The organism is Actinomadura sp. 7K507 (assembly GCF_004348425.1).
Lineage (GTDB): Bacteria > Actinomycetota > Actinomycetes > Streptosporangiales > Streptosporangiaceae > Spirillospora.
In genome coordinates this window covers 1-11,258 of sequence record NZ_SMKK01000274.1, presented here as the reverse complement: position 1 = coordinate 11,258, position 11,258 = coordinate 1, and the positions used below count along the sequence as shown (strand labels likewise).

At 70.5% G+C, this 11,258-nt stretch carries 12 protein-coding genes; 2 read left to right on the top strand and 10 right to left on the bottom strand.

Going from position 1 to position 11,258, the window contains the following annotated elements:
- The 10 genes from E1285_RS38715 to E1285_RS38670 form a co-directional block, all read right to left on the bottom strand.
- Positions 1-785 (bottom strand): hypothetical protein (locus E1285_RS38715; RefSeq protein ID WP_132159578.1); only part of this gene is annotated, 785 nt, incomplete at its 3' end.
- 42 nt (positions 786-827) lie between these two features.
- The gene (locus E1285_RS38710; RefSeq protein WP_132159577.1) at positions 828-1,628 is read right to left on the bottom strand and encodes a hypothetical protein; all 801 of its coding nucleotides are present in this window, start codon (positions 1,626-1,628) and stop codon (positions 828-830) included.
- The gene (locus E1285_RS38705) at positions 1,621-2,073 is read right to left on the bottom strand and encodes a DUF4913 domain-containing protein (RefSeq protein WP_132159576.1); all 453 of its coding nucleotides are present in this window, start codon (positions 2,071-2,073) and stop codon (positions 1,621-1,623) included. The genes E1285_RS38710 and E1285_RS38705 overlap by 8 nt, the downstream gene beginning before the upstream one ends.
- A 56-nt stretch (positions 2,074-2,129) precedes the next feature.
- Positions 2,130-3,935 (bottom strand): TraM recognition domain-containing protein, encoded by a 1,806-nt coding sequence (locus E1285_RS38700; RefSeq protein ID WP_132159575.1) that lies wholly within the window; start codon positions 3,933-3,935, stop codon positions 2,130-2,132.
- On the bottom strand, positions 3,932-5,353 hold the full coding sequence (locus E1285_RS38695; protein ID WP_132159574.1) for a hypothetical protein: 1,422 nt from the start codon (positions 5,351-5,353) through the stop codon (positions 3,932-3,934). The genes E1285_RS38700 and E1285_RS38695 overlap by 4 nt, the downstream gene beginning before the upstream one ends.
- Positions 5,354-5,396: 43 nt before the next feature.
- Positions 5,397-6,872 (bottom strand): SCO6880 family protein, encoded by a 1,476-nt coding sequence (locus E1285_RS38690; protein WP_243723358.1) that lies wholly within the window; start codon positions 6,870-6,872, stop codon positions 5,397-5,399.
- Entirely contained in the window at positions 6,862-8,277 is a 1,416-nt protein-coding gene (locus E1285_RS38685) for a hypothetical protein (RefSeq protein WP_132159572.1), read from the bottom strand. Before E1285_RS38685 ends, E1285_RS38690 begins: the two co-directional genes overlap by 11 nt.
- Positions 8,277-9,014 (bottom strand): hypothetical protein, encoded by a 738-nt coding sequence (locus tag E1285_RS38680; RefSeq protein WP_132159571.1) that lies wholly within the window; start codon positions 9,012-9,014, stop codon positions 8,277-8,279. Before E1285_RS38680 ends, E1285_RS38685 begins: the two co-directional genes overlap by 1 nt.
- The gene (locus tag E1285_RS38675) at positions 9,011-9,316 is read right to left on the bottom strand and encodes a hypothetical protein (RefSeq protein WP_132159570.1); all 306 of its coding nucleotides are present in this window, start codon (positions 9,314-9,316) and stop codon (positions 9,011-9,013) included. Before E1285_RS38675 ends, E1285_RS38680 begins: the two co-directional genes overlap by 4 nt.
- On the bottom strand, positions 9,316-9,816 hold the full coding sequence (locus E1285_RS38670; protein WP_132159569.1) for a hypothetical protein: 501 nt from the start codon (positions 9,814-9,816) through the stop codon (positions 9,316-9,318). The genes E1285_RS38675 and E1285_RS38670 overlap by 1 nt, the downstream gene beginning before the upstream one ends.
- 180 nt (positions 9,817-9,996) lie before the next feature.
- On the opposite strand from E1285_RS38670, the gene E1285_RS38665 reads away from it, so the two are divergent.
- Together E1285_RS38665 and E1285_RS38660 are read left to right on the top strand one after the other, a co-directional pair.
- The gene (locus tag E1285_RS38665) at positions 9,997-10,296 is read left to right on the top strand and encodes a helix-turn-helix domain-containing protein (RefSeq protein ID WP_132159568.1); all 300 of its coding nucleotides are present in this window, start codon (positions 9,997-9,999) and stop codon (positions 10,294-10,296) included.
- A 30-nt stretch (positions 10,297-10,326) separates the two neighbouring features.
- On the top strand, positions 10,327-11,258 hold a 932-nt coding region (locus E1285_RS38660), incomplete at its 3' end, for a bifunctional lytic transglycosylase/C40 family peptidase (protein ID WP_132159567.1).

The following is an 11,258-nucleotide window of genomic DNA, read 5'->3' as shown; positions in this document are numbered from 1 at the left end:
GGCCTGGTGGCGGGTGGCGGGTCGTCGGACGAGACGGAGCGTGGGCGCTGTGGGAATTCGGTTTCGGCGAGCCGGGGCTCCGAAGCTGGCCCAGGGCGTCCTTTGGCCGGCTTCTGGACGGCGTTGAGGATGCGCTCGTGGAGCTGGTGCATGATCGCGTCGGGCTGGCCGCCGGACCAGGCGCTCAGTCTCATGGTCAGCTGCGCGATGTCGGTGAGTGCCTGCTCGTCGGTGGCGAGGCCGTTGTTGGCGGCGCGTTTGAGGCGGACGGCGATGTTGATGATCGCCTGTTCGGCGTCCCGGGCGTGGGCGACGACTCCGGCCGTGCGGGTGGCGAGGGGGAGAAGTGAATCGGCTGGTTCCAGTTCGGATGCGGCGACGTGCAGCCCCTGGTTGACGCCCGGAATCCGCATGGTGCACTGGGGCTCGCCGTCGGGTGAGGCGGCCAGGGCGGTGATGAATCCCCGCCACAGCGGATACTGCGGCTTGACTCCCGTGGCGGTGCGCTGTTGACGGAACTGGACCTCGGCGCCGAGCCGGAAGCTGTAGGTCGGGTCGTGGTCGTGGCCGCCGCGGTCTTGTCGTTGCTGGTGCAGTTCGGCGAGCGTGTCGTGGACGTCCAGGTCGCAGCGGTCGGCGTAGCGGGCCAGTTGCTCGATGAGCGATTGGATGAGCGGCTCGGCCAGCAAGGGGTCGGCGCGGTGGCTGGCACGGTCATCGGGCAGGAGTTGGTGCTGGTAGGCGTCGAGCGCGGTGGCGACGGCCTCATCGGCATGGTCGGACAAGCCTGTACCTCCAGAAGGTTCTGGTGATTGACGGGCGGGCGGTTACTTCAAGCGGGGGTGTGGCGCCGGTCTCGGGGGATCGGGGCGGCTGGATGACGGCGCGTCGGGTTGCTCGCGGGCTAGGCTGGCGGCGATGTCGTTGGGGAACGCGGCGGCGGCCTGCCGGATGGCCGAAGACAGGTTGTCGCCCGGTGCCGGACGGTGTTGGCCTGCTTGGTGGCGAAGGTGGCGCAGCACTCTTTCGGGCATCGTGCCGGACCAGTTCGCCAGTGCGGTGGACAGCTCGACCAGGTCCGCCAGCACCCGCGGATCGTGGCCTGGTTCGCCGGGCGATCCTGCCGTCAGGTGGTTGATGAGGTCGATTGCGGTGTGTTCGGCTTCCAGCGCGGAGAAGGTGGTTCCGCTGGTGCGAGTCTGCACTGGGGCCATCCGGGTGGCTGGCTGCAGCTCGGACGTGCTGGTGTGCTGAGGGTCGATGATTCCGGGGACGCGCAACACGCACTCGGCGTCGGTGCCGGGCCCGGTCGATTTCAGTTCGGTGATGAAGCCTCGGTGCTCGTCGGTGTCGCGGTCGCGGAACTGGACCTCGGTGTTGAGGCGGAAGCTGTAGCGGGGGTTGGTCAGGGCGCCGCCGCGGTCGTTGCGGGCTTGGGCGAGGGCGTCGAGTAGGTCGGCCATGTTGAGGTGGTTGCCTTGGCCGTAGTTGATGAGGTCGATGACGAGGGAGTGCAGGAGGCCTTCGGCTTCGGTGTGGTCGTTGCGGTGCCCGTTGGCCAGGTCGCCGAGCAGGTGCTGCTCGTAGGCGTCCAGCGCCAGGACGGTGGCGTCCGTGCGGTCAGTCATGCGCCTCTCCCTTCAGCGGCTCGGACTGCTGAATGAGGCGCGTCATGTCGACTGGGGTCATGTCGTCGTCCTGGTCGAAGCTGAGCCATCCGGCAGGGACCGGGGCGAGGCGGGCTTGGTGTGGGGCGAGGTGTTCGGTTTCGGTGCACTGGTAGAAGGGTCCGCGTGGTCCGAGCAGGACGGGGAGCTGGTGGTCGAGGTGGTCGCGGTACCACAGGGCCATGCCGGTGGCGCCTTGCAGGCGCATCGCTTCCCAGGAGAACCACAGGGCGGTGAGCCGGGAGATGGCCTCACCGTGGCGCCACCATTGGGCGCACCAGCGGAACTCGCCGCCGAGGGTGCGCCGGTACATCGGCACGAAGTGCTGCGTCACCCAGGCGGTGACGTTCGGGTACAGCGACTCGGGACGCTTGCTGCCGGTCGCGGACGCGTCGGGTTTGGGCATCGAGCCTCCAAAGCTGCGGATTCGTGCATGTGAAGGCCCTTTCTCGCGGACATGGGTTACGGCGTGGACGGGCTGTCCGGGCGGTTGTAATGGCGGCGAGCGGCGTCGGCGATGGCGCTGTCGGCGGTCTTGATGGCCCGGTTGATGGGAGCGGCGTGCGGTCCGGAGTACCAGGGGCGCAGCCGGACGAGCGCGGGCTTGGTACCGGTCGCGAGCAGCAGTGCGGTGCCGGTGGGCAGGGCGCGGATGTCGGCGGCTTCGAGGATCTCCTGGCGGCGCAGGGAGATCTGTTCGCTGGCGCGCCCGTCGTTGTAGGAGATGGAGCGGACGGGTACGTCGTGCTGGCCGATCAAGGTGGCCAGGTCGCGGACCAGGCGGGGCGAATCGATACCGGCACCGATGAGTTTGCGGGTCGCGGCGCCCCACAGCGCGGCCATGCCGGGTTCGCCCCAGACGGTGACGCCCTGCTCGTAGCTCTGCAGGATGGTGACCGGAATGATGCCGCGCGAGCCGAGGTGGGAGTACAGCTGCGGCAGGTCGGCGATGCGGCAGATGTTGGCGGCCTCATCCAAAGCGACGACCAGGGGCGGGTCGAGGCGTCCGCCAGCCTGCTCGGCGCGGCGTTCGGCCGCGCGCATGGTGGTGTCGGTGAGCGCGGCGATCAGCGGGGCAGCGGCCGACAGCGACTTCGACAGCAGATAGAGCGTGTCGACCGAGGTGGCGAACGCGTCCGGGTCGAAGACCGGCAGGTCGCAGTCGGGGGTGACCCAGGCGAGGATCTCCTGGTCGCGCAGGGCTTTCGCTGCCGTGCGGGCGGTCTGGTAGATCCCATCGCGGGTTTCAACAGCCCCGTTCTGCGTGCCTTTGAGAGAGGAGGCCATGAGTTGGAAGCCGGCCTCTTGGAGCAGCTCGATCGGGGTGGGGACGGCGGGCTCATCCAGCCAGCGGGCCACGTGATGCAGCGAACGCCCGGAGCTCGCGGCGGCCAGGAACAGCGCGCACAGCAAGTCCTGGGCGGCCGGGCCCCAGAGGTCTTTCTTCTGGCCGTCGTCGACGGTGAGGACGAAGTGCCCGGCCAGGCGGTGCGCGTCCTCGACGGTGGACAGCCCGGCGAGCGGGTTCCACCACCAGGCCTGCGGCTGGTAGGTGATGTGCTGCGGATCGAACAACCAGATCGTCCCGCCGGTCCGGTCGGCGCGGACGGCGGCGATCGCCGACCACAGATCGGCCTTGTTGCTGGTGGCGATCACCGGTCCAGGCGCCGCCAGCACGTGCGGGATCGACTGGGTGGTCGTCTTGCCTGAGCGCGGTGCCATGAACGCCACGACGGTGTCTTCGAACGAGGCGAACAACGTCGGACCGCTCCGGTCACCCGACAGCAGGACGTCTCCGAGGACGAGGCCGATGTCGTCGCGCTCCAGATCCTGGGTGTCGGACTTGGCGAGCGAGCGCCGCAGCGCGATCGCCTTCTCTGCTGTCGCATCGGGCTGAAGCTGCGTCAGGCCGGGGTTGTCGGCGAGCGCTGCGACGGGATCCCCAGGCTGTGGAAAGCGTTCCGCGATGCGCAACCACACGGCCCAGATCCCGTATACCAGTGCGGTGATCAGCAGCACGAGGATGAGTAGGACCAGCGGTGTCGGTGTTCCCGGCCAGGTCACATCGGTGTCTCCCCGGATGAGGGCGGTGGCGAAGTTGGACCCGAAGGGCATGACCGTCCCGTCGGTGGCTGTGGCGCAGAGCTTCGCGGCGGCCCACACCACCCACAGCCCGACGATGGGCGTCCAGCAGACGGCGAGCACCAGCCACCCGGCGCCCGCGTTGGAGTGCCACAGCGACGCCTTGGGACCCAGAGCCCGCGTCATGCGGTGGCCCTGATCGCTTGGTCGGTGTCGTAGAGCTCGGCTTCGGCGCCAACCAGCGAGAGCTCGACCGGGATGCCGAGGCGTTCGCCGGTCTTGATGAGGTACTTGCCGCGCCCGGGGTGGCGAGCGCCGGGCTGCCAGGAGTCGGGCGCCGACCATGAGGTGACCAGCTGCTGCTCCGGCCCGGTGAGCGGAGTGATCTCGTGGACGCGGGCCAGTTCGCGGGGCGGCAGTCCGGCCAGGACGGTGATGGCTGAGCGGTCGGCGAAGCCTTTGGCTTTGGCGCGGTCTTCTTCGGTGGCCAGGGCGTCGAGGTCGGCGAGCGAGTGGGTGATCATGACTGAGGCCATGCCTTTGGCGCGGTTGAGGCGGGTGAGGGCGTCGGCGTGTTCGACCAGGCCGGGGGCGCCGCGCAGGGCGCGCCAGAGTTCGTCCATGACGCCGAGGTAGGAGCGGCGTGGGCCGGCGCCCAGGTCGGCGAGGGTGGTGGCGGCGTCGACCATGCCGAAGGCGTAGGCCCAGGTGCACAGCATCGCGGCGGTCAGGAGCTTGTCGCCGGCGGCGCGGACGCGGGAGATGTCGACGCTGATCGCGGGCGCGTCCAGGTTCAAGGGGCGGGTGGTGGCCGAATCGAAGACACCGGCCAAAGAGCCGGAGATGAGCAGGTCGAGAGTGAACACCAGATCGCGGGTCTGGGCGCGGTAAACGTCACCGGAGTCGGTACGAGTCGCGGACCGGAGTTCGTCCGGTCCCTGCTCCAGCACCCGCAGGACGTCCACAACGGTGGGTTCGGTGTCGAGGCGGTCGTCGAGCAGATCGATGGCGCGGCCCAGGACGACTTCTTCGGCGTTGGTGATGCGGGCTTCGCGGACCAGCGTCGCCAGCGCCAGCAGCAGCGACAGCCGCCGGGACCGCACCTCCCACCGCAGGGTTTCGGCGTCGGCGCCGGTGAGGCGCCGCCGGGCCTCATCGAGGGGACCGGCGTCGAGGGGGTTGATGCGGTCGAAGCCGCGTCCGACGCGGATGACCTGGCCGCCCAGGTACTCCACGAGCATCGTGTAGTCGGGTTTGGTGTCGCCGAGGATGATCGGTGTGGTGCCGGTGGCGACGGCACCGGTGACCAGGCGTTTGACGAGGGTGGATTTGCCGGTGCCGGGTTGTCCCAGGACGAACATGCCGGGGTTGGTGACCAGCCCTTCGCGCAGCCACGCCAGCGGGTCGAGGCAGACGACCTCGCCCCAGAGCTGGTGGCGTCCGACCGGGGTGCCGGCGGTGGGTGTCCCGGACCCGGCGGTGAAGGGGTACAGGCCGCAGACCTGGCTGGTGGTGGCCTGGTATTCGGGTGCGGGCTCGACGTGAGCGGCGCGTCCGGTCCCGCGGCCGCGCCAGCCCCACGGTGGGGCGAGCGGTTCGGACATGGCTTGTGTTTCGGCGTTCGGCAAGCGCGGTTCCTCCGGCGGTTCAGTGGATGAGGCGGCGGGACAGTTCGGGTGGGCAGATCCCGCAGGGCAGGGTGGTGGCGAACCCGGTGGCCTGGCTGCCCCACAGGCGGCGCAGCCGGATCTTGGCCGAGTCGGCGGCGGTCTCGACGTGCGCGACGGCGCGGCGGAGCTGGCCGGGGTCGGTGACGGTGACGGTCGCGTACATCGCCACCAGGCAGACTCCGGCGCCCATGGCTTCTTCGGCGGCGGCCTGGCGGGCGCGTGCCGAATCCCAGCTGTCGCGGGCGGTCTCGTCGCGTCCGGTCCGGCGGCGGAACTGGGTGCGGAACGCCGCCGCGTTCACCTCCTGCTGCAGCACCCGGCTCGCCGCCGCGGCCGGAAGCGCCCGGTACTGCAGCGTGACGCGCTTGGGGAACGGGCCCGGTGCGACGAGCCGGGCCAGGACGTCGGAGCGAACGTTCTGGCGGGGCGGTTCGTGCCAAGCCCAGCTCACCGACTGCCCGCCGTCGTGCTCGTAGTGGCCGGTGTGCTCGGTCGCAGCGACCGGCCCCGCATCACCCCAGCTCAGAACCTCGTCCGGGTCGGGGCCGGCGAGGAGCCGGTTGACCTCGCCGCGCGCGTGCGGATCGAACGCGGTCCGTATCGTCCCGGCGATCTCGGCGGCGGTGGCCCGTCCGAGCACGGAGACACCGCAGCCGCCGAGCCGGGACGCCAGCCCGTCCAGCGTCCGGCCGAGTTCGGCGACCGCTTCGAACAGGTCCTTGGGGCTGGCCGAGGACGATTTGGGGTCGAAGGTGATCGAGACCCGGGTGTCGACGTCGGCAGCGGCGGCCGGTGCCGCCTGGACGAGTTCGCTCATGATGGTGCGCGCCGGCGCCGGTGCGGTCGCCACGACGGCGCGGTCGACGGTGTCGGCGAGCGTGGACCCGGGCTCGGGCGCGGTCTCCACCGTCACCGTCACCCACCGGACCGCCGGCATGTGCCCGAGGGCGGCGAGCCAACCGCCCCAGCCCGCGACCCAGGCGTCGGCGTCGCTGCGGTCGGCCAGCCACGTCGAGGTCGGCACCACCCGCAGCGTGGCGGTCAGCAACCCGGTGCGGCGATCCCACACGATCCCGTACCGGCCGCCGTAACCGTCCTCGGCGCTCAGCAGCGTCAACGGCGCCAGCACCCCCGGCAGCTGGAACGCCCGCGGATGGTCGATGACGACTCCGGCGCGGTACCGGTTGTAGCCGCGCCACATGCCCCAGCGCCAGCGGGCCCGTGCCAGCACCAGCCGCGCCAGCGGCACACCCCCGACCCGCACCAGCCCCAGCCCACCACCGAGCAACACCGGTGGCAGCAAGTAGATGAGCAGTTGCGGGGCGGTCGCGGCGACCAGAACCAGCAGCATCGCGGCGCCGAGGGCGATGAAGGTGGAGGTGGTGTCCATGCCGAGCAGCCCGATACCGTGCCGGCGCCGCCAGCCGCCATAGGTGCGGATGTCATTTCCCACTACCGCCTCCTTCACCGACCGCGCCGGTCGGCCCACCTCCGCTGCCGCCTCCGACTGGGGCGCCTGTGCCGGCGGTGGCGGCCCAGCGGACTGCGTCTTCGCCGCGTTGCTGTTGTTTCTCTGCCGTCTGGATGAGGGTGGGGGCTACCGGTTCGCCCTGACCGCCGTCGGGTGGCGCCCACCCGCCACCGCCGCCTTGCGGGCTCTGCCCCGCCCCGGATTGCCCGGCCGCCGCCTGACCACTTCCCGAGGGGCCGCCCGTGTCGGAGATCTGCTCGCCGGGAGTGCCGGTTGATGCTTGCCCGCCGTGTTCCTGGCCGGGAGGCGGGGTCGGTGGTTGTCCTGGCTGGCTGTCGCCGGGTGGGGGAGTGTCCTGGTCGCCGAGCTGCTGGTTGAGGTAGTCGGCGTGCTCGCCCGCCGAACCGGACTGCCCGCCGCCGGAACCGCTCATTGCGCCGTAGGCCCGCAGCGTGCCGATCGCGGTGGCGCTGCCCATGAGCGCGCTGAGGACTCCGCCGCCGCTGCTGGCCTCGGTTCCCCCGGTCGTCCAGGTGAAGAACTTCAGCAGGACGGGAAAGGCGATCAGGCTGATCAGCATCATCGCGAACCCCATGAGCAGGGCGTGCAGCCCGTCGCCTTCGCCCACGAGCGTGAACGCGGTCGCATACACCGCTGCCGCAGCCGGCTTGTAGAAGATCAGTGCGAGCATCCAGCCCGTGACCCGGGGGAACCATCCCTTGGTCGACGAGGTGATCATGCCTGCCGCCGCCAGCGGAAGGAGCCCCGCCAGGATGACCAGAGCGCCTCCGCGAAACAGCAGCAGCAGCGCTTGGATGATGCCGATGAGCAGTGCGAACAGGCACAGGATCAGCACCAGTGCGGCCGGTGTCCCCGACGGGAACGTCACGATCTTGGTCATCCGCTGCGCGAAGTCCCCCTGTGAGGACGCGCTGAGCACCCAGCCGCACCACTCGTCGCCCCACTGCAGCAGCAGGTTCGGCACCAGCACGCCGATCGCGGTGACCGCCGCCAGCACGACCAGACCCCGCCCGGCGTCCAGCAGCGGAGTCGCCTTGTGGGTCAGCGCCATCCGCGCGCCCACGACCAGCAGCGCCATCACCGCGACCGCGACCGTCAGCGGCTGGACCAGCAGCTGTAGATAGCCGACCGCCGACTCGTCCTCCAGATCCGGCGAGGGCGTCTCCACCCACCACGACGCGGTCTTGGAGATCAGCCACCCGACCGCCGCCTGGAACGACTCGGCCGCCTCATCCAGCACCTTCCCGCCGATCATGCCGCCGATATCGGGCATCGTGGGGACCAGGGGGTTGCCGCTGTCGTCGTTGTCGACCGGCTGGACACATGCCGGATCGGTGACCGGCGAGCACGGGTCGAGCGGGAGCATCAGCCACCCCCGCTCGGGAAGCGGACATAACCGTCCGGTGAGTCGACCGGTGCCGCCGCTCCTGCCCATGTCCCGCCGGGCGGGGCGACCACCCGCCAGTCGTTGTTGTGCCAGTGGACCTGGATCCGGGTCGCGGCACGCACGGTCACATCGCTGTCGCCCGGACCTGCCGACACCAGATCCACGCTCGCCGCCACCGGGGAGTACCCCTGCCAGCGGAACCCCTCCAGGACCACATAGCCCCGGCCCAGCGCAGCACCATCCCGGCGATCGCCGCGGTGACGCTCATAGGTCTCCCTGGTTGCTGCCAGCAGAGCGTCAGCGTCCGGACCGATGACCTGCTGGTCGATAGTCGGGTCGAACACCTCCGGGCCCCACTGCATGCTCGCCCGCACCGTGATGTGGATTGCGGCCAGCAACGCCCCGCGTGGCGTCCGCGCGAACCCCCGCGCCAGATTCTGATCGGCCCCGTCGAGTTCCCGTGGCCCGTCCTGCGCCGAGTAGGGCAGCACGACGCCGTGGAAATCCCGCCACGCCACATCGTCCAGCGACACTTGCGGCGCGCTCACCAGTTGCCCTACCTGCACCGTCGTCCGCGCAGCGGTAGGCGGGCCTTTCGGGTCGGACCTGAATGCCACTGGCACGGCCAGGCCGATCAACGTCCCGCCGGCGATCACCGCCGCCGCGACGACCCAGCCCCGCTGCCACCACGCGACACCCTCTTCGCGGCGGCTCATGAGAAGAACACCCCGACGATCGGAGCTGCCGTCGCGGCCAGGCTCAGACCACCCAGCACCCACGGGATGCCGGTCGCGCCGTCGGCCGCGAACGTCGACCGGTTCTTGCGCCCGATGGCCATCTGGCCCGCGCAGATGAACAGGCCCGCGACGCCGCAGATGAGCACGCCCCACTTGCCCCACGCCAGCAGCGTGTTCATCTTCTGATCCAGTCCCGGCGGCGCCTCCGGAGGCGGGTCGGGCACATCGACGTCCGCGTGCGGGAACAGCAGCGACAGGCCGATAACCCAGGTCAGCAGCATCACCACCCCCTGTCGGCCGGGGCGCCGACCAGGCGGCGGAGCTCATCGAGGGCTTGGCGCGCCTTGCCCGGCAGGTCAACCAGGCACGGGTCATCCACCAGCCGCAGCGCCCGCACATGCGGGACGCGCACCACGCCGCCGACCCGCCCTTCCAGCAGCGCGAACCGGGCCGCCGCATCCCGCACCTCGGTGCCGCCGTCACTTACGATCGCCAGCGCTGCGACACGCTCGTCCCACTCGCGCAGCGCCCCGATCGCGGCCGTCGCGTTTTTCGCCGCCGCCGCCGTGTTCCGCGCCGCAAGAATCACCGGCCGGCCCTGGGGCCGCAGCGGCGACCGGCCCAGATCCAGCAGTGGCCGGATCGAGCCCATGTCCCACGCCGCGGGCAGCAGCGCGGTCAGCGTGGACGTCCCGGCGCCGCCATGCGCACCGACCACGACCACGTCCAGGACCTGGCGCACCCTGCGGGCCGGTGCCGGTCCGGTTTGTCGAAGACTCACCCACATACCCCCGAATCGATGCTCTGAGTTGCTGAATGATCACCGTACGTGGCAAGATTGTGGAGCGCAAGCATCGTCAAACAGTTTTCGAAGACGCCATCACACGTCAGAACGTGCTTCCGCAGCACCCATTCACCACACTGAGGGGAAGATATGACCGCCGACCCAGGAGCCCCCGCGATGATCGAGACACCCGGCCGCGACCCTGACGTCCTCACCACCGCCGAACTCGCGACCAAACTCGGCCTGTCGCCCCAGACCGTCCGCCGGATGGCCAACGCCGGGCAGATCCCCGCCCTTAAAACCGGCAAAGACTTCCGGTACTCCTGGGAAGCAGTCCGCCAGGTGCTGCGGCAGCCCCACCACCAACCCGGGGAAGCCGCCGATGACCCAACCGACCAGCCACCACCCGCCGACACGCCCAAGAAGGGCGCCGGATACCGCGCTCAACGACGAGCCCGCACCGGCGCACAGGACTAACCGGCCGACCTCGCCCCGGCGGCCCATCCGGTGAAGGCGGCCGTCGCGTGCGCCGCTGCCCTCGTCCTGCCGCTGGCGCTCGTCCTCCTACTCACCGGCAAGGACTCCGCCGCCGGCATCGGCTCCGGGCTGGCCGGGGCACCCACCGCCCTGGCCAAACGCGACATCCCGCCCGCGTACCTGCGCTGGTACCTCGACGCCGCCCAAACCTGCCCCGGCCTGCCCTGGAACGTCCTAGCAGCGATCGGCAAGATCGAATCCGACCACGGCCGCTCCACCATGCCCGGCGTCGCCTACGGCGAAAACCACGCCGGAGCCGGCGGCCCCATGCAATTCCTCGCCCCCACCTGGGCCGCCTACGGCGCCGACGGCGACCACGACGGCCACAAAGACCGCTACAACCCCGCCGACGCCATCCACGGCGCCGCCAACTACCTATGCGCCAACAACGCCGGCAAAGGCGGCAAACACCTACGCCGCGCGATCTGGCACTACAACCACGCCGACTCCTACGTCCGCAAAGTCCTCGACCAAGCCGCCCGCTACGCCACCCCCACAGCAACCGGGCGAGGCGCCCTCGCCGTCAAAGCCGCCCTCCGCTGGCTCGGCACCCCCTACTCCTGGGGCGGCGGCGGACCCTCCGGACCCACCTACGGCATCGCCCACGGCGCCAGCACCAAAGGCTTCGACTGCTCCGGCCTCACCCAATACGCCTGGTCCAAGGCAGGCGCCCGCCTACCTCGCGTCGCCGCCGCCCAATACAACGCCGGCGCCCACATCCCCCGCCCCCAACTCCAGCTCGGCGACCTGCTCTTCTTCGCCAACAACCCCGCCAACCCCGCCACCATCCACCACGTCGGCATCTACTACGGCCGCGGACGCATGATCCACGCCCCACAAACCGGCGACGTCGTCCGCATCGCCCAATTCACCGGCAACCCCTACCGCGAACGCCAATACGT

What these genes read in the sequence shown, in the direction of transcription:
- E1285_RS38665 (WP_132159568.1), top strand. Translation starts at nt 9,997, where the DNA reads ATGATCGAGACACCCGGCCGCGACCCTGACGTCCTCACCACCGCCGAA.
- E1285_RS38700 (WP_132159575.1), bottom strand. Translation starts at nt 3,935, where the DNA reads ATGACGCGGGCTCTGGGTCCCAAGGCGTCGCTGTGGCACTCCAACGCG.
- E1285_RS38705 (WP_132159576.1), bottom strand. Translation starts at nt 2,073, where the DNA reads ATGCCCAAACCCGACGCGTCCGCGACCGGCAGCAAGCGTCCCGAGTCG.
- E1285_RS38675 (WP_132159570.1), bottom strand. Translation starts at nt 9,316, where the DNA reads ATGCTGCTGACCTGGGTTATCGGCCTGTCGCTGCTGTTCCCGCACGCG.
- E1285_RS38680 (WP_132159571.1), bottom strand. Translation starts at nt 9,014, where the DNA reads ATGAGCCGCCGCGAAGAGGGTGTCGCGTGGTGGCAGCGGGGCTGGGTC.
- E1285_RS38685 (WP_132159572.1), bottom strand. Translation starts at nt 8,277, where the DNA reads ATGCTCCCGCTCGACCCGTGCTCGCCGGTCACCGATCCGGCATGTGTC.
- E1285_RS38695 (WP_132159574.1), bottom strand. Translation starts at nt 5,353, where the DNA reads ATGTCCGAACCGCTCGCCCCACCGTGGGGCTGGCGCGGCCGCGGGACC.
- E1285_RS38710 (WP_132159577.1), bottom strand. Translation starts at nt 1,628, where the DNA reads ATGACTGACCGCACGGACGCCACCGTCCTGGCGCTGGACGCCTACGAG.